This is a genomic window from Roseiflexus sp. RS-1, assembly GCF_000016665.1.
In the GTDB taxonomy this organism is placed as follows: domain Bacteria; phylum Chloroflexota; class Chloroflexia; order Chloroflexales; family Roseiflexaceae; genus Roseiflexus.
This window is the reverse complement of sequence record NC_009523.1, coordinates 174,329-200,407: the sequence shown is the minus strand read 5'-3', so window position 1 is coordinate 200,407 and position 26,079 is coordinate 174,329. Positions and strand designations below refer to the sequence as shown.

The following is a 26,079-nucleotide window of genomic DNA, read 5'->3' as shown; positions in this document are numbered from 1 at the left end:
TTTTTCTCCATTTTCAGATTGTACAAAAATAGTATATCACTAAATCTTGATGATGTCTATTCATCAGGGTGCTTTTGCCGCTGCCGGACGGACCCATGATAGCGACCATCTCGCCTTCATCGATGGCGAGTGACACGCCGCGCAGCGCATGCACCTCTACATCCCCCATCCGATAGATTTTGACGACATCGTGAACTTCAATGAGCGGTTTCATCACGTGAGTTTCTCATCTGGTTATGGATTGGTTATCTCACCTGGTACACTGAGCTTGTGAAGCATCTCAGCGCCAGGACATGCGTATGCCAGCACAACGCAACTATGTTCTCATCGACTACGAGAACGTCCAGCCCGACCTCATGCCGCTGCTCAGTGAGACCAACATCTATGTCATCATCTTCGTCGGCGCAGCGCAGAAATCAGTCCCGGTTGACTTCGCAGCGGCGATGCAGCGCCTGGGATCGCGCGCAACCTATATCAAACTGAGCGGAAATGGCTCAAATGCGCTCGATTTCCACATCGCCTTCTACCTTGGTGTGCTGGCAGTCCGCGACTAGTATAATCTAACGGGACACGGTATACCGTTCTGCGCCAGGTTCACGAGATCGCCGCGGAGTGTTGGGTAGCCGTGTCCTTCAACGCGACCAAGCCGAACAGTTATCTGGGCCCTCAAACCCGCATATGCTAGCAAGGCTGGCGCCGTTTTCCTCAGGAGGTTCTGTGTATGGCTTCCCGTGAGTCGCTCTTTATCGGCATTGATGTCTCCAAACAGACGCTGGATGTGGCGTTTGGCGCCGACCCGCACGCGCCACGCGAGACGATACCGTATACCGACGAAGGTGTCCAGCTCCTGGTCACGCGACTCCAGCGCCTGCAGCCGACCCTGATTGTGCTGGAGGCGACCGGCGGGCTGGAGCGCATGGTGTTCGCCCAACTGCTCCAGGCTGGCTTGCCGACGGCGCGGGTGCAGCCACGCCGCGTGCGCGCCCTGGCGCACGCGGAAGGACGCCAGGCGAAGACCGACCGCCTGGATGCCCGGTTGCTCGCCCGCTTTGCCGAACGGGTGCGCCCGCCGCACCACCAAGCGACGGACGAGCAGCGCGCATCCTTGCGCGACCTGCTGGTCCGGCGGGAGCAGGTGATTCAGATGCGGACGGCTGAGATCAATCGGTTGACGGCTGCCGCGCCGAACCTCCGCCCGGGCATCCAGCAGCATATTGATTGGCTGGATCAGGAGATCCGTGCGCGTGCGCAGGAACGCGACAACGAGGCGGAGCGCACCGACGAGGTGCGCCGGAAACGGGAGCTGCGCGAAAGCGTGCCCGGCATCGGCGCGATCACCGCACTGAACCTGCTGCTCCGCCTGCCCGAACTGGGGACCATCAATCGCACGGAAGCGGCGGCCTTTGTGGGCGTTGCGCCGTATGCCAATCAGAGCGGCGCACAGCACAAACCCCGGCATATCTCCGGCGGCAGGAGGGATGTGCGCAGCGTGTTGTACATGGCGACCCTGGCGGCCACGCGGCGCCGTCTGGTCAGGCGCGCCTTCGATCAGCGCCTGTGTCAAGCTGGCAAGCCGCGCAAGGTCGCCATCGTCGCTGCGATGCGCAAGCTGCTGACTATTCTCGGCGCAATATTGCGTCAGCAAAAGCCCTGGGATCCGGCTGTGCATACGAGCGCCCCTTGACAAGCAACACAGTTACTCTGCGGCGTACTTTCACATTATATCGAAAGATACCGGTTTCGACCCGCTGATCCAGCATATGCGGGCAAAACAGGTCAAGGTGCATCGCTTCGAGGACGTGACCGACATACCGATCATCAAAAAGAAACTCGCCCCTCCGCTCCCGTCGGCATCGACGCATGAATCAGGCAAAAACGAGCATTCCGCTGCACCCGCATTCGTTAACGCAACGATAGAAACTGTTGCCCCGGCGATGAACGGCAACATTGCGCAGGTGCATCCGCCTGCGGCGACGGTTGAGACAAACGCGCAGACGTGTTCTTCCCCGGCGTCTCAGAACGCGAGCAACCCCTCCCAACTCTCAAGAAACGAACGCATCGCCTTTGTTGTCGTCCATCTCCAGAAGCACCGCGTCACCAGACCCGCAAAGGTGGCGACTCTTCGCAACCACATCCACGCACTGTTCCGAAAACAGCTCACCGATCTCGAAGTTGATGATATTGTGATCGGTATGAAGCGCAAAAACCTGATTTCAATCGGTGACGATCAACGCATCACCTACCATCTGGCAGTAACCGTTCCGTAGCGGCAGGTGCGCCTCTCCCTCGTATGGTCTTTGAAGAAATAATCCGTCATAGCCCGCGCAGGCGGGCTTCGCCTTGCAGAGCCGAGGGCTTGTCGTAGGCGAGCGGCGAGCGGCGAGCGGCGAGAGGGTCACCGTTGGAGTTCGCGTTCCGCGCAGGCGGGCTTCGCCTTGCAGAGCCGAGGGCGTATGGTCTTTGAGTAATTATTCCGCTCTAGCCCGCGCAGGCGGGCTTCGCCCTGCATAGCCGAGGGCTTGTCGTAGGCGAGCGGCGAGCGGCGAGAGGGTCACCGTTGGAGTTCGCGTTCCGCGCAGGCGGGCTTCGCCTTGCAGAGCCGAGGGCGTATGGTCTTTGAGTAATTATTCCGCTCTAGCCCGCGCAGGCGGGCTTCGCCCTGCATAGCCGAGGGCTTGTCGTAGGCGAGCGGCGAGCGGCGAGAGGGTCACCGTTGGAGTTCGCGTTCCGCGCAGGCGGGCTTCGCCTTGCAGAGCCGAGGGCTTCAGCCCGACAGCTCGCGCGGGAGAGCGGATGTATTTCTCAATCTCCATCAGCCCGACGGCACGAGGCGCATACCGGATTATAGCAGTTCTCACAGAGGTTGAACCTGGTGGACGATGTTGAACACTCCTGGAATCGCACGCTCCACGCGGTGACCAAAATGAATTTCGGTCTACACTCCGCCGGCGGCGGGCGCCCTGTGCGACACGACGGATAGGAAGAATGGTCAATGTATCTGAGAACTGCTGTAAATGCTCAATCTCCATGTATGCCCGTTCTTCCAGGGCACAGCAGTGCTGTGCCCCTTCTGGATTGTGCGCCGATGTGGTAATATTACATATTTGAGGATACATCTACGGGAGGGAGCGTGGTCATGCTGCTGGCTCTCTGGATACTCCCGGCGCTCATCACGGCTCTCGCCTGCCTGTTCATCTACCTGGAAATGGTGAAACACGGCGCAGATGCCGCAAGGACGCAACGCTGGCGAGATCGTTTCGTACCGGTGTTATTCTTCGGAATTGCGATCTCGTTCGTCTTCTATGCCGTTCTTGCCCGCATCGAAGAAGACATCGCTCCGCTCCAGGCAAACCATACCACATCCGTACCACTTCCGGGGCGCACACTCTTCGTCCGGCATCCGCGCCTGATCCGCGCCGATGCCATTGCGACCACCCCGCCTGAGCTGGTTGTCTGGCTGAAACGCGATGCCAGCGCCGCACCGCTGACCGTCACGGTTGAACTCTCCAGCAGCAGCACCCTCATTTTTACCGATGAGACTGGCGCACCGGTCGTACCGCCGTTGACGCTGACGGACGATGGCGACCTGCGCCCGCAGCGCCTGGGTATGCGCTTCCTGGAGGATGACACCGGCGACTTAACTACAATTGAGGTTGCGGTACGTGACACAACCGGACAGAGTGCATCGGGAACAATCAGGATCGCGCATGAAACACAGTCGGCTTTCTGCTGGAGAGCATTCAAGAACCGGTTCTTCGGCGACGCAGGTGTGGGGCTGGCAATCGCATCGGCTGTGTTCGGCGTAGGATGGCAGGTGCGCAATGAGCGACGCCAGACACGCCAGGCGCAGCAATCTGAGCGCATTCGCGAAATACGTGATCTCTTTGATCGCGATCTCGTCGAATGGCATCTTGCCGCCGAAACACTCAAAAAAGAAGCGAGACGAAACTGGGAGGATCCGGCGCGCAGCGAACTGGATAAAACCCTCGATAACCAGCGTGCACAGTTGACTGGCGTCGCTATGAAAGAGCAAGTTATCTGCCTTTTGCGCGACGCAGCGGAGTACTACCGCGCGGGGGACGGCAGACGATTGAACGCCGTTCTCGACCTGCTGAAGCTGGCGCATCCAGGGGTCTTCCGCGACGTTGACAAGCCGTTGCCGCTGCCAGCAGTGGATTGGCAGAGCGTAGAAACCACGCTCCGTATTTGTGCAGCGCTCCTGCACTACTTCCAGATGGATGCCCGCGAATTTATAGTCGCGGTGCTGGAGATGCTGGCATCCCTTCCCGGAGATCAGAAAGGAAGACAATACCTTGTACAGGCAATTCGCTTGCCCGGCAATGTTTCCGAAGATATACGCGAAGTGACCAAACTGGCGTTTACAGATCCGCGCATCCGCCAGCGCCTGGTCGATCAACTGCCCCTGACCTACAAATGGCCCTTGTTCACTCCGCACTCAACGAACATCGTCCGGTCTGAACCTATCTCTGATTGGCTGGAAACGAATGAATTATCGGTAAACCCATTTGATCCGGAAGAGTTGCAGAGTTGTAGAGAGTTTTGGGAACGAATTGCGCTACCCCGCAATCAGCAACCGGCTATAATACAGGCGCGCACACCTGTTGTCGGCAACCGGTTCGATTGTTGGATTGCTGCACTCGCACTCTCCAACGAACTCCGCAAACCAACCGAACGCTGCATGCCAGCGCCGGTCGCTCTGTCCGATTTTGATCCGGCGACCCATGGTGACATGGCGCATTTCATCGGGCGCGCAGCCGGTGAAAGGCGGTGCGCCGCACTGGCGCAGCAACCGGGATTGTTGCTCTGGCTACCGGAAGACGAACAGGTGTTGCTGGCAGAGTGGATGCTCTGGATCGGCGGCTCGCTGCCAGCGCTTCGGCGCCTCCTGCGCAACAATGGACTGCAAGATGATGTATCCGGGCAAATCGTGCTGCATCGGCTCAACGGATTGTTGTCCCATGCTGCGCCGACGACGCCGGATGCCAGGACGATGCTGGAGTGGTTGACGATCCGCCCGCCGGGTATCGAGCGGACGCACCTGATCGTGATCGATGATGTCGGTGATGACCGCGCCAGACAGTTCGCCCGATTGATTCCCGACCTGCAACGCGCCGGTATTGGATGCACGCTGTTCACGGCATCGGCATATCCAGGCGGGTTCGGGCAGTCCGGCAGCATCAGGTTGCGCTGGTCGGAGCAGGAGTTGCTATCGTTGCTGGATAGCGCGGTTGCCGTCTCGAGAGGACCGGTGCAGCACCTGCTCGATCTGGTCGAACTGAGCGATCCTTCAGCAGATGAAGAAGGGTTCGTGATGGACATCCTGAAGCATGCGCGTGGCTCATTCGCGCGCAGTCTGACCATCTTCCGGCGCGCGCTGGCACATCATCTGGCGGTATACCTCGATCAGAACGACCCGGCGTATCGTTTTCTCAACGAAAACGACTTCATCGCTGCCGTGTTCGACATACGATGATGGAACAAGTGGACGACCACAACACGGTCATCGCCACTGAAGCGCTCGACACCCTGGCGGCGGAGCGCGAACCGCACCTGCAACCGCTTGTGTTCGTCGAGCCGAGCCGTTATACCGCGTATACCGGCATGCGCTCACTGGTGATCGTTGGCGACGGCGGTTCGGGAAAGACGGCGCTGCGTCTGGCGTTGACCCGCCAGGTTGCGCCGGAAAACGCGCCGCCAACGCACCTGGTGGCGACCTGGCAGCCGGAACTGATCGAAGACGTTCGCGGCAGCCCGGCGGTGCGCATCTTTGTGCAACAGGCGCTGCGCACCTGCGCAACAACGTTGCTCACCACCCTTCTTCGCCATCCGGATCTGTTTCACCGCGCGCCGCCGACCGTCCAGATGTCGCTCCACTGGTTTCTTCAGGCGCACATTGTTAGGGACCGGCAGCATCTGCTGGCGGCCATCGAGGAGCAGTCCGCTGCCGAAGAAGGCAAAGCGCTCTGCCGACGTCTGCTGTCCGACCCGGCAGCGCCGGTTCTGTACCCCGACGCCACCGAACAACGCATCATCGCTCACCTGACCGGCGCTCTCCAGCGGATCGGCATGCGCGGCGTGTGGGTGATGATCGACGGGTTCGAGCCGTGGCTCAGAGGATCAACCGCTCCATTGTCAGACCTGGTGGTTGCCATGCTCTCAACGCTCGAACTCCTCGATCTGAACGGTTTTGCGATCAAAATGTTCGTACCGCGTTCATTGGAGCCAGACATTACCAGCAGTTGGGGCGTTGTCAAAGGGCGCATTGAGATAGATACCCTCACGTGGACGCCGGAACAGTTGATGGTGATCACCGAACGCCACATCGCAGCAAAGATCGGCAGACCATCGCTGCGCCTGAGCGATCTCTGCGTTGCAGATCAGGATGTGCGCAACTGGTTGCAACGCTACGGTGGAGGCACACCGCGCGGCTGGCTCAGGCTCATCCGTCCCCTGGTCGATGCCTTTGCAGCATCTGGTGCATCGCATCCACTTTCAGATAATGACTGGCATACGCTCAAACGCACCCACCCGCCCCGTCTCTCCATCGACCTCACAACCGATCGCGTCTTCATCGGTGATGCCGAGGTCGGCGGGTTGCAGCCGCGCCCCTACCGTCTGCTCCGCTACCTCTACGAGAACCGCTCACGGCGCGTCCCGCGCAGTGAACTCTACTACCGCGCCTATCTGGGTCTAACCGAAGAGCCGCGCACGCGCGACGACCACGGTTGGGAAGATCCCGCCGATTGGACAAACGTGCTCGATAACGCCATCCTGCGCCTGCGCCGGATCATCGAACCCGATCCCCGCCATCCGATCTATATCCTTACCGATCGCGGGTGGGGCGTCAAACTGGAACATGCTATCTGAAACGATCCATTTCTGACCCCGTCCTGCCGGTTGTAAAACATTTGTTTGACGCCGGTGTCTGTCGGAAACCGGTTGGTGAGGTTGCGGTGAGATGACACTGAACATTGTGTGACCGGATTGAAGGGCAGGTGCAAACGTACAGAGAAATCGACGTGATATGCTACGAAACAGCGGCTCATTATCAAGCTGATGAACATACGTTCTATGTTATTCTGATGCGAAAAAGCCATTTCTCGATAGCGCAGCGTCACATGCCGCAACTCTCCTGGCGCGTCGGAAAAAACATTTTACACTTTTGAGTCTCCTGCACAAGGCTCATCTCACTGCAGAGGCGCAGCAGACGCAGCGAGCGAGTGATGGAAAAGGCTGTGCGCCCGGCGTCTCGGCAGGATGTTTTTTTCAAGGGAGTAACTTTTGGATGGTATCATGATTACAGAGAACTATGACTCCGTAGCCCGCACACCTGTATCTGACGACTGGTTCCGGCGCATCGGTCTGCGGTTCGACCCGTATGTTCACCTGGAAGCATCGGGAGACCCGCACCTGCCGGAGTACACGGTTAACCTGGACATCTTCCGGGTGGCGCTGGATGCCGTGCCGACGATCATCGTCGCTCCGCCGGGCGGCGGCAAAACCGCCATGCGCGTTGCCGTCACCCGGACGTGCTGGTTCGATATTGGCGGAACGTATCCGTTCCCGCTGCCCTATAACCTGGGCATGGCGCCGTTGACGGGCAAACCGCCGACCGCTACACAGCATCTGCATCTGCTGCTCGAAGCCGGAACCTGCGCATTACTCACCGGGCTGGCATTTCGTCCAGAGCGGTTGCTCAGATCACCAGACGCGACCATTCGGGCGACTGCCGCCATCCTGCGCGCCGGTTTGCCCGGACCGCTCGATTACTACCTGGCCATGCTGCGCGAAACCGGCACTCCCGCCGGATTGACCCCGCTGCTGGAACGAACGTATGCCCTCACCGCGCCGCCGCAGCCTGACGTCTTACACCTGTTCTGTGACGCCTTAGCAGATCCCGGTGTCGATGCCATGCGGGGGCAGGTGGAGGACATATTCCAGGCATTTGTTGAGATAGTGACCGGTGCGCTTGGGTTCAGCCATATTCTTCTCCTGATCGATGGCATCGACGCCATGTACGAGAACCAGGCGGATGCGCGATTTGCGTCAACGTGGGTCTTCGACCTGTTTGATCGTGCTGAAGTGTGGGCCCGGTCGAACGCCTTCATCAAACTGTTCATCCCCGATCTCATGGAACCGGCTGTGACCGGCTATCTTCACCACCATACCATCGCCGCACGCGTAGCGCATATTGTCTGGAATCACGATTTGCTGGTCAGCATGCTGCGGAAGCGCATTTCCGCCGCATCTGAAGAACACTTCGAGTCGCTCGACGCCATCAGCACGCCAGCCCTGACCGATGTCGAACGCCAGATCGTGGCGAACCTGCCGCCCCTGCCGCGCGTCGCGCTCCAGGTGACCCGGCAGGCATTGCTGCATTACGCAGCGCGATTGGACAACGGAGGGCAACTCGATGAGGATGACATTCACCACGCCATCGCATGGTACCGACACCACGCGGCGCAGCACATGCAACCGCCTGCGTCGCGTGCTTAAGGATCGACTGCGACGATCCTGGAGGAACGCAGGTGCGCGTCGCGCCCGGCGCCCTCCGCTGAGCAAAAGGGAGGACACTATGGCACTGACCGATCCGCCGGCATACCGGTCAGATCTCTTTGTCAACCGTGAGAACGAGATCAAGGCGGTGACCAATGCGCTTCAGAACATTGCACGTGGGGACTCCGAACAGATGCGAACAATCGTGTTCCGTGGCGAACGTGGGTTGGGCAAAAGCTGGCTGGCATTGCATCTCCATCGATTCGTTTTGCGAGAAGCGGCGCCCCGCCTGCTGCCGGGCTATCACATCGTGTCGCTGTTGATCAACCTTACACCGCCGCCTGAAGGGTTGACGGTTGATAAACAAGAGTGGCATATCACCCACGATGATGCGCACAGGATCGCCGGGGAGGATGAGACGCACTATGAAGCGCTGCTCCAGAAACTGGTCGCCTGGGTTGCGGAACAACTCGGCATCGTTCGCGCTCCTTACGCTCCGGTGCGCGATCTCTCTGCGTGGCTGGCGCAGGATGTCAAACATAAGCTGGAATCAGAACCACACCTGGTGATCTGTCTGATTCTGGACTCGGTGTTTGAGACGAACTGGAATTTTCTCGATCAACTGGAACGCTACCTGCTCGCCGCGTTTGCAGCGCTGCCGCGTGTTTTGATTGTCATGACCGGACGTGGGCGCCCATACCTCTGGAAGTCGCCCTATCTGCGCACCGAACGTGAAGAACAATCGCTCACCCCCTTCTCCACCGAACAGGTTGCCGAGCAGATCCGACGATCACTCAGCAACGCGCCCGATCTCTCACCTGCGGTCGCCGGTCTATCTGATGAGGCGCTCACCCGGCTGGCGCGGCGGGTGATCGATCTGGGTGGCGGGTATCCGCTGACAAATGAGTTGCTTGCCAGCGCATTCGTGCGTCAGGCGCTCGATAGATTGCCGGAGGGTGGGAGTCTCGAACAGGCGCTCGACCGAGAGACCATCGATGCCAGCGTGCTGGAAAATGTCGCCAACCGCCTGTTGGAGGTCGTGCCAGGAGACCAGCGTCACCGTCTGGATGAAATATTCAATGCGCTGTGTGTGCTCAAAGATGGGTTCCGCGAAAATGAGATGCCTTATCTGCTGGCAGCGCTGCGTAACACGCAACCGGAAGGCTCAGCATACACGATTGCGGCGATGCGCGAGTTGCGTGATCGCCTTATCGAAACCAACCTGGTGCGCTGGCAGGATAAACGGTACGTTCTCGACGAAGCGGTTCGCACCGTGCTCGAACAATACCTGAAATTGCAACGCCACAATGTCTGGCGACGCCTGCACGAGCATGCGGCAGACCTGTACGCAACATGGGCGCAGAAGTACCCCGGCAGCCGCGGGTACTACGATCAGCGCGCCGCATACCATCGCGGCGTTCTGGAGAAAGACGCCGGTCATTCCGATGAGTGAACGGGGAGGTTCCTATGAACGAGGAAGAACGCTATACCGGCGCGTGGGCGACGCCGGACCTGATCGGGCGCAGGGCAATCCTCGATCAGATCGATACAGCGCTCTCTGACGCTTCAGGACCATCCATTATCGCGCTGTATGGTCCCGGCGGCATTGGCAAAACGCGCATCCTGAACGATACGCTCAGGCGGAGCAGAGGCGGCGTCTTCCTGGCGCAGCAGGCGGTCGATCTGTACGACATGCGGTATCACAGCAGTCTCGCGCTTGCCAGCGCAATCTACGCCTCACTGGGTGTTGCTGACGGCAGTCCCTTCCGCACCTTCGAGGAAAAACGTGAGCAGCAGTACAGAGCACAGACATCGGGGGATGTGCGTCAGATCGCTGTAGCAACACAGGATGCATTGCAGGCATTCATCGACGACGTGAACCGCCTCTCGCAGTCGCAGCACGTCGTTCTTGCGCTCGACACGCTTGAACGCATCGCCTACGGCGCTACTGAGCAACGTCTGCCGTTTCAGGTCGCCGCAGCCTGGCAGTGGCTGGTCGAGACAGTGCCCGACTGGGGGAACGTCACCGTGCTGGTCGCCGGGCGCAACCAGATCCGCCATCTCTTCCCCGACCTTGAGCGACGTCCGGCAATTCGTCTGACAACCATCGAAGTGGGACCGTTCACCCTGGAGGAAACAGACGACTACCTGGATGCAGTGGCGCGAGCGGCCAAACAGGCGGGTGAGCAGGCAGTTGCGGACACGCTGCGCAGTCTGACGCCGCAGCGCAGGGAGCAGGTGTACCGCTACTCCGGCGGCGCGCCGATTATGCTGGCGCTGCTGGCGGACTACATCAGCATCGCCGGCTTCGGGCAACTGCCCGGCATCCTCGACATCGAAACCGATCCTGCGCGTGCGCGTGAGGATCTTGAACGGCAGATCGTTGAGCGTATGATGGGCGCTGAAGGCATCCGGGATACGCTCCCTATGCTGGGGCGTGCGCCAAAAGGCGTTGATGACGAACTGCTGGCGCATCTGCTCGACATTCCGGTTGACGAGGCGCGTCGCCGCCTCGAAGCGATCAAGCGTCTGTCGTTCATCAAGGTGCGCGGCAGTCGCTACTTCCTGCACGATGAGATGTACACTATCCTGACACGGCAGATCTACAGCGCGCCGGACGATGCGCCTGAAGCGGAGCGTGTCAACACGGCGATTATTGAATGGTATCAGGGTCAGATCGACGAGCACCACAAACAACTCGACACCCTGTACGCCCCAATTGAGCAGGAGCGCCGCTTCGTCCAGGTGACGCCGCAACTCGATCACGCGCGTATTGCCAGTGTGCAGCAGGAGATTCAGCGCCTGCTGGTTGAACGCATGTATTACACCCTGCGGCTCGATCCGCTCGACGGGTTTCGGGAGTACGTCCGCCTGAGCTTCTACACGACGTTCACCGGCAACACCATGCTCGACATTCAGATCCAGGCGGAGCTGCTGGTCTTCCTCGACGAGCGCGATCCATCAGGACAGCAACTATCCATTGACGGTCTGGAACGTGAGATAGTCCTGGGTGTTGCGACAATTCACCCGGTTGTTCGCCTGTATGCGGAGAACGATTACGCTGGCGTCATTCAGTATGCGCAGCGTTTGCGTCAGGAAGAGCCGCAGACGCTGCAAACCGCCGGTGGATCGACCGAAGCGGCGCTCAATATCTGGGAAGCGCTGGCGCGGCTTGGGCGCGCCAGCAAAGAGGAGCAGGACCTTGAGCGCGCCGATCGCCTGCTGAATGCTGCCGAACAGATCCTGATCCCGATCATGTATGATAAATCAGAAGCGCGGCGCTGGCGCGCCAGAAGTCTGCTGGCGCTGGCGTACCATGCCCGTGGATTCGGGTTGCGGGTGCGCGGGCAGGTACGTCCGGCAATCGACGCCTATCGCCGCGCCGCTGTACTCTGGCGGCGGGTCGATGTGCCGATCTGTCTGGCATGGACCCTGAACAATCTCGGATTTGTCGAGAGTGAGGAGGGAAACTTTGCCGCTGGCCAGGCGCTGGTCGAGGAAAGTCTTGCGATCCGGAGAAAACTGGGGGCGCGTGCGCTTATCGGTTTGAGCTACTCTACCCTCGCTCGTATTCTCATCCTGGCTGGCGATTACCGGTCTGCCGCTACCAGCGCCGAACGCGCGTTGCGGTTATTCCAGGCGGTCGAGTACCGCCTGGGGCAGGGATTGGCGCTGCGGAACCTTGCCGAGGCGCTGCGCCGATCAGTGACGCGCGATGATGATCCTGCCGAACGGGTGCAGATCCTGCGCGAGGCGCGCGACTATGCGCATGCTGCCTATGAACGCTTCGCAGCGATGGGTGATCGTCTGCGCCAGATCGAATCGCTGATCGAAGAAGGATGTGCGCTGCGCGATCTCATCGGGATAAAACACGATCATCCCTCGTTGCTGAAAGAAGACCTCGATACGCTGATGCAGCAGAGTGTGCAGGCGCAGGAACGCGCCGCCGACCTTGCGCGCCAGACCAACAATGTCTTCCGTCAGGTGGACGCCTGTGTCAATATCGCCTACGCCGGTTTTAACGGAGAACGGCTGGACATCATCGAGAAGGGTCTGGTCGCAGCACGTGAAGCGATCCCTGCTGACTATCTCATTACCCGTCGCGGGTTGCCGGATCTCCACAATCCGAACATTCAGAATCGCCAGTTGTTCACCCAACTTGCGCGCATCCATATGTTGATCGGCAGTCGCCTGTTCAAACATTATCACCGTCTCGTCCAGTCAGCGGGCAACGTGAAAGATGTCGCCCAGGAGTATGCCAGGATCGCTGCGTCGTTCGTTGATGAAATCTCTGCGGATTTTCAGTCGGTCAATGATTGTTTGCGCTATGCAGTCCATCATTACGCGCTGGCATTCGAGTATGATCGGCTGTACAGTCTCAGCGATCCCGGCGGGTTACGGGCGAAAAACACTGTGTATAACTGGCTGAAGGATTTGAGCGCCGAAGAACTAGACATCGTTGCGCAGACAGTGCATGCCATCGAGCGCGACTACCCGGTGGGCAGGTCGGCGATGCGCGACCTCCTCGAAAGCCGGGCGCTGCTGATTGAATAACATCACATCTGAGTCGCCTGCAACATGTGCATTTCACCACAACGGACACAGCGGACGCAGCGAGCAATTGATGGAAAACGCAGCGCTCGTTGCGTTGCTGCGGTGCGTGTGTGCGGTACAGGTCTGGTCTGCCAGTATGCCTTGCTCTGCGGGCGCGGCGACCGAAATAAATTTCTGCCGTAACTGCTCAGGCATGCGGTTGAAACCGCGCCTGAGAGGATGCTTCGTGCCAGGTGACCGCCTATGCAGTCGCCGTGACAGCGTCCACGCAGGTGGACGCCCGGCCCGGCTAAAAGCCTTCCAGAGGCGATTTCAATCGCTGAACTTTCTGCCTGCGAGAGAAGCAATCCGACATCGTCCGTCGTTGGGCGTGATGCGGGCTGATGGAGATTGAGCATTAAATCCGCTATACCGCGCTAGCCGTGGGGCTGATGGAGATTGAGCATTTATAGCAGTTCCCATAGAGGTTGAACTAATTGGACAGGGTTGAACACTCCCAGAATCGCGCTGCCAGACACGGTGACCGAAATGATGGAGATTGAGAAATAAATCCGGTATACGCCCTTGCCGTGGGGCTAAAGCCCTCGGCTATGGAATGCAAAGCCCGCCTGCGCGGGCTATGGCGGATTATTTACTCAAAGACCATAATTTCGGTCTACGCTCTGCCGGAAACGGGCGCCTCGCACGACACGGCAGACCCGGACAGGAGTCAACGTATCTGAGAACCGCTATAATCCGCTATCCCGCACGAGCCGTCGGGCTGATGGAGATTGAGCATTAAATCCGCTATCCCGCGCGAGCCGTCGGGCTGATGGAGGTTGAAAATTAAATCCGCTATACTGCGCTAGCCGTGGGGCTGAAGCCCTCGGCTAACCAGGGCAAAGCCCGCCTGCGCGGAACGTGAACTCCAATGATGACCCTCTTGCCTCTCGCCTATCGGCTATCGATGAGCGGTTGAAACCGCGCCTGAGCGGACGCTTCGCGCCGGGCGACCGCCTATGCGGTCGCCGTGGCAGCGTCCACGCAGGTGGACGCCCGGCGAAAAGCCTTCCAGAGGCGATTTCAATCGCTGAACGCTTTCTGGAACGTTCCATCTTCTGCTATGCGCCGCTTGCCGTCGGGCTGAAGCCCCCGGCTAGCCAGGGCAAAGCCTGCCTGCGCGGAACGTGAACTCCAATGATGACCCTCTTGCCTCTCGCCTATCGGCTATCGATGAGCGGTTGAAACCGCGCCTGAGCGGACGCTTCGCGCCGGGCGACCGCCTATGCGGTCGCCGTGGCAGCGTCCACGCAGGTGGACGCCCGGCGAAAAGCCTTCCAGAGGCGATTTCAATCGCTGAACGCTTTCTGGAACGTTCCATCTTCTGCTATGCGCCGCTTGCCGTCGGGCTGAAGCCCTCGGCTAGCTAAGGCAAAGCCCGCCTGCGCGGAACGCGAACTCCAATGATGACCCTGTCGCCTATCGGTCATCGGCTATCGATGAGCGGTTGAAACCGCGCCTGAGCGGACGCTTCGCGCCGGGCGACCGCCTATGCGGTCGCCGTGGCAGCGTCCACGCAGGTGGATGCCCGGCGAAAAGCCTTCCAGAGGCGATTTCAATCGCTGAACGCTTTCTGGAACGTTCCATCTTCTGCTATGCGCCGCTTGCCGTCGGGCTGAAGCCCTCGGCTAGCCAGGGCAAAGCCTGCCTGCGCGGAACGTGAACTCCAATGATGACCCTCTTGCCTCTCGCCTATCGGCTATCGATTATCGGCTATCGGCTATCGATTATCGGCTATCGATTATCGGCTATCGGCTATCGATTATCGGCTATCGGCTATCGATTATCGGCTATTGCCTATGCAAGGCGCAGCCCTCCTGCGTACCGCAGCAAACGCAACCCCTCCAGCCGCAGCACCGCAGGGAAGAGCGCCTGGTAGATGCGACAGTTCGGCGATCGGACGTCGAAGCGCCCCGTCACGCGGTACGTCAGCGCCGGACAACCGCCGGCGCACCAGGAGCGCCACATACACGTCCGGCATCCCTCCTTTGCATCGACCGGAATGCGCTGAATACCGGTGGCATCTTCGCGGATCAGGCGCAATGGATCAGGCGCATCAACGTCGGTCACGGTGCGCTTGATCTCCATGTGGCACTTCGCCACCCTGCCGCGCTGGTCGATGACCATATACGCGCTCCCGACGCCGCAGGGATGGTCGTGCGGCGCGTCGAACCGAACCAGATCGAGCAGCGCGCCGAAGAGACGGTACGGCGGCAGGCGCTGTTCGATCACGGCAAATGCCGCCTTCATCGCCGCAGTGATCTCCTCCTCGCCATAGGCGAGATCGGCATCGGCGGCAGCATAGTCGTTCGCGCGGTAAAAGTTCAGCGAAAACGGCAACCCCCGATCCAGCGCATACGCGACTGTTTCGGGGAGTCCGGCAAGATTGCGGCGTGACAGGGTGATCGAGAGCGACGGTATCACGCCATGCTGTGCCAACCGGTCGAGCGTCTGCGCCACGTGGGCAAACGAACCGCGACCGTTGACGAACCGCCGTTGCGCATCGTGCAGCGCACCGATGCCATCAAGCGAGATCATCAGGCGCAACCCGCTGTCGCGGATCTGACGGATCTGGCGGTCGCCGAGGGCGACGCCATTGCTGAGCACAACCCCATCGAGAGCAAGATTATGCCTGGTTGCGCAATCGCGCGCATACTGATGAAACGCGACTATCAGCGGAAGGTTGAGCGTCGCCTCGCCGCCAGCATACTTCAGTTTCACCCGCCGAAACTGGTGCGCCATGGCAGAGCGGATCACAGCATCAATCGCCTGCCGACCACGCGCCTCGTCCATTGAATCGGGCGTCTTGTTGATGTAGCAGTAGTCGCAGCGCAGGTTGCACGCATTCGTTATGTGCAGCCAGACAGTCAACGTCTCAGATGCCTTGCGCTGGACGCCTGATGGTCGATCAACGCGCTGGATCAACCCCAACCTGGCAAGGCGCAGCATCCCGCGCTGAACCATCCCGACGTCGTCACCCTCATCGGCGGCATCAACCAGCCGTCGGGGCTGGCGAAACCGGTCGAGCAGCATCCACGCTGCCTGATCGAGCACAACCACACCCGCAGCGCCGTGCGGGTTGAACGCCAGCACCCACCCTCCCGGAAGAGCATCGGTGTGGAGCGCCGGCAGCGCATACGCAACCGTTGGATCGATGTTGGCAGTGAGCAGCGGAGGAGTACCGTCGTCCGGGCATGCGCAATCGGTCTCCGGCGGCGCGAAACAGTCGGTCTCAACCGCATTCGCCATGTGCGACTCCAGATCCATCGCGCACAGGATCACCGGCATTGATCGGATCGGTGCAGCGCCAGAATCGTTCATCGTGGGTCTCCCTTATTCACTTCCGCCCGGAGCAACTCCTGCCGACGTACCTGTTCACACCCGAGATACCACACGCGCCAGGCAGCAAGGGTGTCCTACCCTGGTGCGTCTACGAGGGCAAGATGCCTTTGCTCCCAGAAGAAATGTGAACACGTACCTGTCGACGCCAGACCTGCGGCATAGCTGCGAAGATGCTCCTGAGCGGTTTGCAGATTGCGCATATGTTTACTATACACCATTTTTAGCGCCTGTCTACCCGTCTTCAAACAGACAGGGAGCGGTGAGCCTCAGGTGAGCCGCGCGCTTCCTTTCCCTGAACAACACGATGCCAGAACGCAGGCAACCCCTCATCCAGGTCGCAGGTTGCACGGGGCGCAGACGCGATATGCTGCAATCGAGGGAACAACCCCTCAGGCGTCACAGAAGGGAGGAGAACCATGGATCTCGACATCCTGCTGACAATCATCTTCGCCGTCATCCTGATCGGAGCAGCGCGCTGGATGATCGGCGTGCTCATCCAGGCGCTCATCAACCTGATTGGCGCACTCGTGAGCGCCACGGGCGCAATCGTCCTGATCGGCGCACTGGTCTGGCTGTTGAACAGTATGAGATAAACGCAGCACAACCGGTCGGCGCGATACGCTGCCCGATTGCGTTCAACCACGAGATACTGCGCAGGAGATGTTTTAGAAATGAAGAAACCCCGCCGGAGGAGCGACGGGGTTTGCCGGTGTACCGCCCTCATGGAGCGGGAGACGGGATTCGAACCCGCAGCCCTCTGCTTGGGAAGCAGATGCGCTACCGTTGCGCCACTCCCGCATGCATTGATACTGTAACAGTTTCGGCGTTTTCTGTCAAGATCGATTCGCCTGCCTTGACAAAACCTGCGTCTGCCGCTATAGTTATTGTTGCAATGACACTAATTGAGGTGCGGCGATGGCAGACACAACTGACGAAACCGCCGAAACCTACGACCCCGCGCGCTACGAACGCCCCTCCGTCACCGTCGATGTGGTGATCTTCACGCTGATCGATCGCGAACTCCACGTTCTGCTGGTGCGACGCAAACGCTGGCCCTACGAAGGGTTCTGGGCGATTCCCGGCGGTTTCGTGCAACTGCACGAGTCGCTTGAGGATGCTGCGCGCCGCGAACTCGAAGAAGAAACCGGCGTGCGCGACATCTATATCGAGCAGTTGTATACCTTTGGCGATCCGGATCGCGATCCGCGCACGCGGGTGATCAGCGTTGCCTATTTTGCCCTGGTTCGCGCCGACCGGCAGCGTCTGCGGGTGTCGGACGAAAGCCTCGATGTGCGCTGGTTCCCGGTGCGCGAGATTCCGTCGCCGCTCGCCTTCGACCACGACCGCATCCTGGCGACAGCGCTGGCGCGGTTGCGCTCAAAACTGGAGTATACCACCCTGGCGTTCGAACTGCTGCCGGAAGTCTTTTCGATCCTGGAATTGAAACATATCTACGAACAAATTTTCGGCGAAAAACTGGACAAAGGCAATTTCTATCGTAAAATTAAGGACGCCGGCGTGCTGGAGGAGACCGGTCTGCTACGTGAGGGGCGCGGTCGCCCGACGCGGCTCTACCGCTTCCGCCGTGACCGCGGCGATGGGCAGTTCGTCTTCCGCTGGCGCGAGGCGCGTATCGACGCAGATGATCCGCAGGATCATCATCCGTCGTCGTGAGATGGAACCGGTTTGCGCCGGGTGCGCTCCGCAGCCCGGCAAAAGTGCATCGCCCTGAGGAGGAACCTATGCCTGCCCGGATGAACCTGGCTGACCACGCACGTGCATTCCTGACGTATCTCGATGAGTGGTTCGGCGCGTTGCAGGATGTACCGCTGGCGGACGTTGTCGCCGGTGAACCCGAACGTGTCGCCGTGCTGTCGATCGATGTCATCAACGGCTTCTGCAAGAGCGGTCCGCTGGCGAGCGAGCGCGTGGGTCGAATTGCGCGCCCGGTCGCCGATCTGCTCAGGCATGCCTATGCGCTGGGGGTGCGCAACTTTGCGTTGACGCAGGATGCCCACGATCCGCAGACGCCGGAGTTCGAAGCATACCCGCCGCACTGCATCGCTGGCAGCGCCGAGAGCGATACGGTCGAAGAGTTGAAGGCGCTGCCGTTCTTTGGCGATATTGCTGTCTTTCCCAAGAACTCGATCAGTTCGATAATCGGCACCGGTTTGGGCGACTGGATCGGCGCCCGCCCGCAGATCGATCGGTTCATCGTCGTTGGCGATTGCACCGATCTCTGCACCTATCAGGGCGCGATGCATCTGCGCCTGGAGGCGAATGCGCACGGCATTCAGCGACGTGTGATTGTGCCTGCCAATGCGGTGGATACGTTCGACACACCGGTATCGACGGCGCGCGAACTGCGTATCAAGGCGCACGATGGCGATCTGCACCACGTGCTGTTCCTGCACCATATGGCAATGAACGGGATCGAAGTGGTGCGGGCGCTGGTATAATGGCGAAACGCCACGTTTGCATCTACGACGTCGGAAAGGAAGACAGGTATGGCGGTGGCTCTGACGCTCTGCGACCGCTCAGAGGAGATGGTGCGCGCCTGGCAGCGTTATTTCCCGCTCGATCTCGGGGTGCGGATCGTGAAGGGGAATATCCTGACACTGCCGGTCGAGGCGCTGGCAGTGCCGGCGAACTCCTTTGGGTATACCGATGGCGGCATCGATCTGACGATCAGTCGTGAAATCTTCGACTGGCGTCTGCAAGAACGGTTACGCGCCGTGATCGACCGGCAGTATGCGGGAGAGTTGCTCGTCGGTCAGGCGCTTGTGATGGCGACCGGCAGCGATCGCTTCCGCTATGTGGTGGTGGCGCCGACGATGCGCGTTCCCGGCGACGTCAGCGCAACGATCAACGCCTACCTGGCGATGCGCGGCATTCTGCTCGCAGTTGAAGCGCATAACCAGAGTGCACAGTTCGGGCATGAGCGCATTCGTTCGATTGCAGTGCCGGGACTGGCGACCGGCGTCGGCAAGATGCCGCCAGAACGATCCGCGTTCCAGATGTACACCGCCTACCGCAGTATTGTCCTGAGCGACCTGGAGTGGACCAGATCGCTTGATAAACAGGTGGAGTACGATCGGAAAATGCGCGAGATCGGTGCGGCGCGTACAGGCGACTCATGACTGATTCTGCTGCAATTCTGAGCGCGTTGAACCCGGCGCAGCAGCAGGCGGTGACGGTTGATCCCGGTCCGGTGCTGGTGCTCGCCGGTCCGGGGAGCGGGAAGACGCGCGTGCTGACCCATCGCGTCGCGTATCTGATCGGCGTCCAGGGTGTCGATCCGCATACGATTCTGGCAGTGACGTTCACCAACAAGGCGGCGCGTGAGATGCGCGACCGCCTTGTTGCTTTGATCGGCGCAGGACAGTCGGCGGCGTTGACGGTCGGCACCTTTCACAGTATCTGCGCGCGCTTTCTGCGCCGCGACATTGTTCACCTGGGGCGGGAGCGCGATTTTGCGATCTACGATACTGATGATCAACTACGGGTGATGAAGCGTGTCCTGCGCGATTTGAACCTCGATGAGAAGAAACATCCGCCGCGCGCTATCCACGCCGCCATTTCGCGCGCCAAGAATGAATTGATCACTCCATCCGACTATAGTCGCCATGCGCGTTCGTACTTCGAGGAGGTGACGGCGCGTTGTTTTGCACGGTATCAGGAACTGTTGCGTGACTCGAATGCGCTCGATTTCGACGATCTGCTGGTGGAAACGGTGCGTCTCTTCGATCATCACCCGACCGTGCTCGAACGCTATCAGGAACGCTACCGCTTCCTCCTGGCGGATGAGTACCAGGATACGAACCGGGCGCAGTATGTTCTGCTGAAGCAACTGGCAGCGCGGCATCGCAATATCTTCGTCGTTGGCGATGAGGATCAGTCGGTCTATGCGTTTCGCGGCGCCGACATCCGGAATATTCTCTCGTTCGAGCAAGATTACCCCGATGCGCAGGTCATTCTGCTGGAGCAGAATTACCGCAGCACCCAGGCAATCCTCGATGTCGCCCAGGCGGTCATCAACCGCAGCGCACAGCGGCGGCGCGAAAAACGCCTCTGGACGCACAACGGCGCGGGCGCGAAAGTCCAGCTCATCGAAGGGTACGACCAGGACGAAGAGGCGCAACTGGTTGCTGCGGAAATCGCCCGTTTGCTTGCCAGCGGTGCGTATCAGCCAGGCGACATTGCCATCATGTATCGCACAAACGCGCAATCGCGCGCCGTTGAAGAAGCGTTGCTTGCGCGTCAGTTGCGCTATGTGATCGTCGGCGGTACGCGCTTCTATGAGCGGAAGGAGATCAAAGACGCGCTTGCCTATCTGCGTCTGGCGCTCAATCCGTTCGATGACATCAGCCTGAGTCGGGTGTTGAACTGGCCCGCCCGCGGCATCGGGCAGCGCACGCAGGAGGACCTGGAGCGGCGCGCAGGCGCGGCTGCTGTGCCGTTGTATGTGGCGCTCCAGATGCTCGCTGCTGAAACCGATCCGGCGTCCTCTGCAGGCGGAGGGGCGGGGGGGCGTGCGCGCAATGTCCTGCTCGGCTTTCTTTCGCTGATCGATGAGATGATAGCTCAGCGTCAGCGCCTGACGCTTGGCGCATTGATGGAATGGCTGTTTGCGCAGGTAGGGTTCCGTGAGGCGTTGCAGCGTGAGTATGGCGAAGAGGAAGGGGAGGATCGGTGGAATAACGTGCTGGAATTGCGCAACGTTGCCGAGAACTATGCCACGCTGCCGATTGAGAGTCAGTTGCCGACGTTTCTCGAAGAAGTTGCGCTGGTCTCCGACATCGATACTCTTCAGGAAGAGCGCGACGCTATCACATGCATTACGCTGCATCAGGCGAAAGGGTTGGAGTTTCCCGTCGTCTTCCTGGTCGGTCTCGAAGAAGGATTGCTTCCGCACGCCCGCTCGACCGATGACCGCGACGCGCTCGATGAGGAGCGCCGGTTGTTCTACGTTGGCGCGACCCGCGCAAAAGAGCGTCTCTATCTGCTCCACGCCTTTCGCCGCACCACCTATGGGCGCGCCGACATCGCCACACCGTCGCGCTTTCTCCACGACATCCCGCCCGACCTGCTGCAACGCACACCGAAGCGCGGGTACGCTGCACAGCAGTCGTCGCTGTTCACCAATCGCGCGGCAATTGCGCGCGAGCAGCGCCAGGAACGCACACAGCCGTCGCGCCGTTCCGCGCCCGACGGACCGCGCGACGTCGCCTTCTTTGCCGGGCAGAAAGTGCGCCACGCGCAGTTCGGCGAGGGGATCGTCGTCAGTTCAAAACTGGTCGAAGGCGACGAAGAAGTGACTGTCGCTTTTGTGGGCAAGGGAGTCAAACGTCTGCTGGCGAGTTTCGCCAACCTCCAGCGCGCCGACGATTGACTCTATCGCTGCGGCTATCCCACCGGTTCCGTAATCGTCTTGAGGACGCGGTGCGCCTTGAGCGCCAGCCACAGCGCCAGGCGATCTTCGGCGACATCCGGGTCGCGCCCGCTGATCTCTTTGATCCGTGTCAGGCGGTAGAGGAGGGTGTTGCGGTGAATGTGCAGCGCATCGGCGGTGCGCGCCAGGTTGCCGTTGTGCTCGAAGAACGCTTCGAGGGTTTTCAGCAACTCACCGTGCTGGTCACGGTCATACTCGACGAGCGTGGCAAGCGTACTGCGGTAAAACTCCCACAGTTCGGGCGACTCGCGCAGCAGCAGGAGCAGGCGGTACACCCCCAGATCGCTGAAGTCGAGCACGCGCCCATTGCCCACCAGTTCCCGCCCGATCAGGAGCGCCTGTTCGGCTTCGCGCAGTGAGCGCGACCAGGCGGTGAGCGTCGGCGCCTCCCGCCCGATTGCGACCAGCACATTGGGAATATCGTTCACCAAACGCTGGCGCAGCAGATCCGCCACTTCGTGGAACCGTCGCCCACGACTGACCGCTGGAATGTAGCAGAGCACATCATCGATCCGACGCATCATCGGTGCGGCGACCCCAAGAGCGTTGAGCGCGGCACTGAGCGCATCGGCAATCCGCGCAATTGTGCGATCATCTCCATCGACGATGCCGCAGAGCAGAGCGACGTGCGGTTGCCGCAGGTCGTAGCCCAGTTCACGCCCGCGTTGCACCAGCGTTTTGTCGTCGGTTGCGGCGCCGACGAGCACTGCCTGCACAAAATCGCCGCGCAGACGCTCTTCAGCAGCCAGCACCGCCTGTTCTTTTGCCAGTTCCAGCGCCAGCGCCGATGCGCCCTGCTGCGCCGCCAATCGATCCCAGTCGTCGAGCGTGTCGCCGCAGAGCGCCAGGTAGCCAAAGTTGCGCCCTGCCGCATCGCCGGATGCCATCTGCCCGATCTGCTGCACCCAGATATGCTGCCCCAAATGTGCGACTGCGCCGGTCGTGCGCGGTTGCAGCGTCTGCAAGGCGACGCGCGCCGGTCCGCGCGCCCGTAACGCGCGCACCTCTCCGGCTGAACTGTAGTACGCCAGGCTGCGTCCGGTGCGCTCGACGAGCGTTTCCAGCAACCCGTTGACTCCAGCGCCTGCCAGCGAACGCTGCGTCAGCACCGAGCCGAGCTGAGCGGCGCGGCGTTCGATCTGCGCATCATAGTCGCTGATCAGACGCTGAACCTCGCGTTCGACTTCCCGAATGTCGCAGGAGTCGGGAAGTCGAATGAGCGGCAGACGCAGGCTTTCAGCAGTCGTGTGCGCCGGATCGGGGATGTCGCCCTGCACCGCAATGGCTGCCACAGGCACCTGCGCCAGGCGCTCGATCAGATTGGCGAGCGTCAGGCGTTCATCGAGCGCGCGCAGCACACTGGTCGCCACGACCACACATTCGCCGCCGCGTAGATTGGTAAAGGCCGGCGGCGTTGCGCGCGGCGTCGTCACCCAACTCACCTGGTGGTTGAGACCGGCATTGCCAGCAACGACTTCTGAACCGTCTGGCAACGCCAGGCGCAAGACATCCTGAACGGTCACAGGGGGCATGGGTCAACCTCAACCGGTCGTGTGCCAGACCACGAACATCGGGTCTGCGCGTCTATTCTACAACGATCCGGTACAGGGCGCCATTATTATACCCGGCGACGTACAATTCACCGGCTTCGTCTTCGCCGAATGAAGCAATCTGCAAACCGGATTGCAACAGTTCGACACGCTCCCACTCCGCACCAGACGGACGTAACCCCCAGATGCGCCCGCTGCAAAAATCGCCGAAGACATAGACTCCCTGCAAGGCGGGGAAAGCCGCGCCACGGTAGACATGTCCGCCGGTAACGGAGCACCCCAGGCTATGCGGATAGACGTCGATCGGCAGATCGAAAGCGTCGCGGTTACAGTCGTTGCGGCGAAAGCACTCATCTCCTTCCATCACATTCCAGCCCAGGTTCGCACCCGCAATCCGCCCGGCGCGCAGCAGGTGCACCTCTTCGAGCCGGTTCTGCCCGACATCGGCAATAAACAGATCGCCGGTTGCACGGTCGAACGAGAAACGCCACGGATTGCGCACGCCGATTACCCAGTTCTCCTGCCGACCATCAACGCCATCCGCCCAGGGATTGTCGGGGGGAATGGTGTACGGGAGATCTTCGACATTGATGCGCAGTATCTTTCCAAGCAGCGTCGAACGATCCTGCCCTGCACCAAGCGGATCCCCGGCGCTGCCGCCATCACCCATCCCAATATAGAGCATTCCGTCAGGACCAAACACAATCAATCCACCATTGTGATTGGAAAAGGGTTGTCCAATCGTCAACACCACCTGTTCACTGACCGGATCGGCGCGGTCGCCGGTCGCCTCGAACCGTGAGACGACGGTGTCGCCATCGTTATCGGTGTAGTTGACGAAGAGCCAGCCATTCTCGCGGTAGCGCGGATGAAATGCGACGCTCAGCAATCCCTGCTCATTGGCGCGCGATCCTACCCGATCGGTAATATCCAGGAATGGTTCAGGCAACACCTGTCCGTCGCGCACGATCCTGATGCGCCCGACCTTCTCCACCACAAAGAGTCGTCCGCTGCCGTCGCCAGCGTGCGTTATGTGCAGCGGACGATCAAATCCATCGGCTATGTGTTGCAGCGCGATCGTGGGGGGCCATGCCCCAGCCGGTTGCGGCGCAGGCGGTGCGGTGGCAACCGGCGCCGATGGTGCGGCATCAGGCGTCGGCGGAATGGATGTCGGTTGACCAGGCGGCACAGGCGTCGTCGCCGCCGTCGGTTGACCAGGCGGCACGGGCGTGGTCGCCGCAGTCGGCTGTGCCGGCGGTACCGGCGTGGTCGCTGCGGTTGGGATCAACGTCCCTGCCGGTCGGTCGGCGAGCGGCGTGCGGGCAGGTATCGAATTGCAACCAGCGAGCGCCACAATGAGGAAAACGAACAGGATCGAAAAAAGACGCATCACATACTCTCCTTACGACTTGCTCAAACGCGGGGATTCACGTTGCATCGTTGCGCCAGTTCATCCGGAGGATCGGCATCTTCCCGAACAGTCAGCTGCGGCGAAGCAATCGCCCGGGAACTATCATGATCCATTATGCCTGATCCTGTCCCGATGCTCCTCACCTCGCATATGAGAAACCGCTGAGAAATCGTTCGCTCGTTTGACAGCAGAATGCGTTCGGGGTATGCTTCTGAAGACATATAACCAACGCTCACACAAACCTATGACGTATGCAACGTCTCTCCCGCTTCCGGACGACATTGCCGGAGATCTGGCGGAAGTGGAACAGATCATTACTGTGCGGATGAATGCCCGCCCAATCGTCGCTCAGACTGCGAACGCTGCCATGCGCGACGCAGACAAACTGCGCCTGCGCGCTGCGCTTGTGATGCTGGCAGCGCGTCTCGGTCGCTATGATACGCGCCGGGTTGTCCATGCCGCCGCCGCTGCCGAACTTATCCACAGCGCCACAACCGTTCACGACAGCCTGATCAACGAAGCAGCCCGCCGCCGTGGGAAGCCGGTCGGGGATCAGCACTGGAACGGTGATGTGGCATTGATGTCGGGCGACTATCTGCTGGCGCTGGCAGCGGCTGAGATGGCGCTGGCGCCGGATGCGCGCATCATTGGGATGTATTCGCGGGTGGTCATGGCGTTCTGTGAAGGAAAACTGGCGCCGGTGACCGTGATCAATCCGCTCGATCAGGCGCTGGCGCAGCACGAGTTTGTCGCCGAAAGCCGGACTGCCGCACTGCTCGAAGCTGCTGCGCGCGTCGGGGTTGTGTGCGGCAGTGGCGATGATGCGTTGGGCGATCTCCTGGGACCGTTTGGTCGGGCGCTCGGTATGGCGCTCCATATCGCTATCGAAGCGCGTGACTATGAGATGGGAGGCAGTGATGCAGGGCGCGACCTGCGCGCCGGACGAATCACGCTGCCGTTGATCTATGCCGCGCACGCAGAGGGTGGCGCCGGACTGGCGACGGTGATCGATCAGCACCCGCTCGATGCGCGCCACGCGGCAGAAGTTATCGCGCGGGTGCGGCGTGACGGCGTTCCGCCTGCACGCGCCAGAGCGCAGCAATACGTGCAACAGGCGATCGAGACGTTGACAGCGCTGCCGCCAGGCGCTACCCGTGACGCGCTCGCGGCGCTTGCGGATCGGGTTGCTGCTATGTGATGCCAGATCGTCAGGT

Annotated in this window: 17 protein-coding genes, 1 tRNA gene and 1 pseudogene; 14 read left to right on the top strand and 5 right to left on the bottom strand. The window is 60.5% G+C overall.

Features of this window, described 5'->3' with window-relative positions; all coding sequences use genetic code 11:
- Positions 1-58 precede the first annotated feature (58 nt).
- Positions 59-214, bottom strand: a pseudogene (locus tag ROSERS_RS00785) (ATP-binding cassette domain-containing protein); the annotation flags it as partial.
- 85 nt (positions 215-299) lie between these two features.
- Here ROSERS_RS00785 and ROSERS_RS00780 point away from each other — a divergent pair.
- From ROSERS_RS00780 to ROSERS_RS00745, 8 genes are all read left to right on the top strand, one after another.
- Positions 300-554, top strand: coding sequence for a PIN domain-containing protein (locus tag ROSERS_RS00780; RefSeq protein ID WP_041334523.1), 255 nt, complete (start codon positions 300-302; stop codon positions 552-554).
- Between the two features lie 167 nt (positions 555-721).
- Positions 722-1,684, top strand: coding sequence for an IS110-like element ISRfsp2 family transposase (locus ROSERS_RS00775; RefSeq protein WP_011954952.1), 963 nt, complete (start codon positions 722-724; stop codon positions 1,682-1,684).
- A 76-nt stretch (positions 1,685-1,760) separates the two neighbouring features.
- Positions 1,761-2,267 (top strand): hypothetical protein, encoded by a 507-nt coding sequence (locus ROSERS_RS00770; RefSeq protein ID WP_011954951.1) that lies wholly within the window; start codon positions 1,761-1,763, stop codon positions 2,265-2,267.
- An 869-nt stretch (positions 2,268-3,136) separates the two neighbouring features.
- A complete protein-coding gene (locus tag ROSERS_RS00765) occupies positions 3,137-5,494 on the top strand; it encodes a hypothetical protein (RefSeq protein ID WP_011954950.1) in 2,358 nt (785 codons plus the stop codon).
- Positions 5,491-6,888 (top strand): winged helix-turn-helix domain-containing protein, encoded by a 1,398-nt coding sequence (locus tag ROSERS_RS00760; RefSeq protein ID WP_232282735.1) that lies wholly within the window; start codon positions 5,491-5,493, stop codon positions 6,886-6,888. Before ROSERS_RS00765 ends, ROSERS_RS00760 begins: the two co-directional genes overlap by 4 nt.
- Positions 6,889-7,314: 426 nt before the next feature.
- Positions 7,315-8,517, top strand: a complete 1,203-nt coding sequence (locus ROSERS_RS00755) for a hypothetical protein (protein WP_011954948.1) — start codon at positions 7,315-7,317, stop codon at positions 8,515-8,517.
- 79 nt (positions 8,518-8,596) lie between these two features.
- Entirely contained in the window at positions 8,597-9,970 is a 1,374-nt protein-coding gene (locus ROSERS_RS00750) for an ATP-binding protein (RefSeq protein ID WP_011954947.1), read from the top strand.
- 14 nt (positions 9,971-9,984) lie between these two features.
- A complete protein-coding gene (locus ROSERS_RS00745; protein ID WP_011954946.1) occupies positions 9,985-13,071 on the top strand; it encodes a tetratricopeptide repeat protein in 3,087 nt (1,028 codons plus the stop codon).
- Positions 13,072-14,907: 1,836 nt separating this feature from the next.
- Here the strand turns inward: ROSERS_RS00745 and ROSERS_RS00740 are convergent.
- Positions 14,908-16,431, bottom strand: coding sequence for a radical SAM/SPASM domain-containing protein (locus ROSERS_RS00740; RefSeq protein WP_011954945.1), 1,524 nt, complete (start codon positions 16,429-16,431; stop codon positions 14,908-14,910).
- A gap of 437 nt (positions 16,432-16,868) precedes the next feature.
- Between ROSERS_RS00740 and ROSERS_RS26365 the strand changes: the two genes are divergently transcribed.
- On the top strand, positions 16,869-17,045 hold the full coding sequence (locus ROSERS_RS26365) for a hypothetical protein (protein ID WP_011954944.1): 177 nt from the start codon (positions 16,869-16,871) through the stop codon (positions 17,043-17,045).
- A gap of 130 nt (positions 17,046-17,175) precedes the next feature.
- Here the strand turns inward: ROSERS_RS26365 and ROSERS_RS00735 are convergent.
- Positions 17,176-17,250, bottom strand: a tRNA-Gly gene (locus tag ROSERS_RS00735).
- 117 nt (positions 17,251-17,367) lie between these two features.
- Here ROSERS_RS00735 and ROSERS_RS00730 point away from each other — a divergent pair.
- The 4 genes from ROSERS_RS00730 (at position 17,368) to ROSERS_RS00715 (ending at position 21,844) form a co-directional block, all read left to right on the top strand.
- The gene (locus tag ROSERS_RS00730; RefSeq protein ID WP_011954943.1) at positions 17,368-18,126 is read left to right on the top strand and encodes an NUDIX hydrolase; all 759 of its coding nucleotides are present in this window, start codon (positions 17,368-17,370) and stop codon (positions 18,124-18,126) included.
- 68 nt (positions 18,127-18,194) lie between these two features.
- Positions 18,195-18,911, top strand: coding sequence for a cysteine hydrolase family protein (locus ROSERS_RS00725; RefSeq protein ID WP_011954942.1), 717 nt, complete (start codon positions 18,195-18,197; stop codon positions 18,909-18,911).
- A 48-nt stretch (positions 18,912-18,959) separates the two neighbouring features.
- On the top strand, positions 18,960-19,592 hold the full coding sequence (locus ROSERS_RS00720; RefSeq protein WP_011954941.1) for a macro domain-containing protein: 633 nt from the start codon (positions 18,960-18,962) through the stop codon (positions 19,590-19,592).
- Positions 19,589-21,844 carry an ATP-dependent helicase gene (locus tag ROSERS_RS00715; RefSeq protein WP_011954940.1) on the top strand — a complete coding sequence of 752 codons (2,256 nt, stop codon included), beginning with the start codon at positions 19,589-19,591 and terminating at the stop codon, positions 21,842-21,844. Before ROSERS_RS00720 ends, ROSERS_RS00715 begins: the two co-directional genes overlap by 4 nt.
- A gap of 14 nt (positions 21,845-21,858) precedes the next feature.
- Here the strand turns inward: ROSERS_RS00715 and ROSERS_RS00710 are convergent, their stop codons facing one another.
- Together ROSERS_RS00710 and ROSERS_RS00705 are read right to left on the bottom strand one after the other, a co-directional pair.
- Positions 21,859-23,436, bottom strand: a complete 1,578-nt coding sequence (locus ROSERS_RS00710; RefSeq protein WP_011954939.1) for a PucR family transcriptional regulator — start codon at positions 23,434-23,436, stop codon at positions 21,859-21,861.
- A 52-nt stretch (positions 23,437-23,488) separates the two neighbouring features.
- Positions 23,489-24,844 carry a PQQ-dependent sugar dehydrogenase gene (locus ROSERS_RS00705; protein WP_011954938.1) on the bottom strand — a complete coding sequence of 452 codons (1,356 nt, stop codon included), beginning with the start codon at positions 24,842-24,844 and terminating at the stop codon, positions 23,489-23,491.
- A gap of 265 nt (positions 24,845-25,109) precedes the next feature.
- On the opposite strand from ROSERS_RS00705, the gene ROSERS_RS00700 reads away from it, so the two are divergent.
- Positions 25,110-26,063: a polyprenyl synthetase family protein gene (locus tag ROSERS_RS00700; protein WP_041334519.1), complete on the top strand. Its 954-nt coding sequence runs from the start codon at positions 25,110-25,112 to the stop codon at positions 26,061-26,063.
- Positions 26,064-26,079 lie beyond the last annotated feature (16 nt).

Bases quoted from the DNA above. Each gene is read 5' to 3' on its own strand.
- ROSERS_RS00780 (WP_041334523.1), top strand. From the start codon at position 300: ATGCCAGCACAACGCAACTATGTTCTCATCGACTACGAGAACGTCCAG.
- ROSERS_RS00775 (WP_011954952.1), top strand. From the start codon at position 722: ATGGCTTCCCGTGAGTCGCTCTTTATCGGCATTGATGTCTCCAAACAG.
- ROSERS_RS00770 (WP_011954951.1), top strand. From the start codon at position 1,761: ATGCGGGCAAAACAGGTCAAGGTGCATCGCTTCGAGGACGTGACCGAC.
- ROSERS_RS00765 (WP_011954950.1), top strand. From the start codon at position 3,137: ATGCTGCTGGCTCTCTGGATACTCCCGGCGCTCATCACGGCTCTCGCC.
- ROSERS_RS00760 (WP_232282735.1), top strand. From the start codon at position 5,491: ATGATGGAACAAGTGGACGACCACAACACGGTCATCGCCACTGAAGCG.
- ROSERS_RS00755 (WP_011954948.1), top strand. From the start codon at position 7,315: ATGATTACAGAGAACTATGACTCCGTAGCCCGCACACCTGTATCTGAC.
- ROSERS_RS00750 (WP_011954947.1), top strand. From the start codon at position 8,597: ATGGCACTGACCGATCCGCCGGCATACCGGTCAGATCTCTTTGTCAAC.
- ROSERS_RS00745 (WP_011954946.1), top strand. From the start codon at position 9,985: ATGAACGAGGAAGAACGCTATACCGGCGCGTGGGCGACGCCGGACCTG.
- ROSERS_RS00740 (WP_011954945.1), bottom strand. From the start codon at position 16,431: ATGAACGATTCTGGCGCTGCACCGATCCGATCAATGCCGGTGATCCTG.
- ROSERS_RS26365 (WP_011954944.1), top strand. From the start codon at position 16,869: ATGGATCTCGACATCCTGCTGACAATCATCTTCGCCGTCATCCTGATC.
- ROSERS_RS00730 (WP_011954943.1), top strand. From the start codon at position 17,368: ATGGCAGACACAACTGACGAAACCGCCGAAACCTACGACCCCGCGCGC.
- ROSERS_RS00725 (WP_011954942.1), top strand. From the start codon at position 18,195: ATGCCTGCCCGGATGAACCTGGCTGACCACGCACGTGCATTCCTGACG.
- ROSERS_RS00720 (WP_011954941.1), top strand. From the start codon at position 18,960: ATGGCGGTGGCTCTGACGCTCTGCGACCGCTCAGAGGAGATGGTGCGC.
- ROSERS_RS00715 (WP_011954940.1), top strand. From the start codon at position 19,589: ATGACTGATTCTGCTGCAATTCTGAGCGCGTTGAACCCGGCGCAGCAG.
- ROSERS_RS00710 (WP_011954939.1), bottom strand. From the start codon at position 23,436: ATGCCCCCTGTGACCGTTCAGGATGTCTTGCGCCTGGCGTTGCCAGAC.
- ROSERS_RS00705 (WP_011954938.1), bottom strand. From the start codon at position 24,844: ATGCGTCTTTTTTCGATCCTGTTCGTTTTCCTCATTGTGGCGCTCGCT.
- ROSERS_RS00700 (WP_041334519.1), top strand. From the start codon at position 25,110: ATGACGTATGCAACGTCTCTCCCGCTTCCGGACGACATTGCCGGAGAT.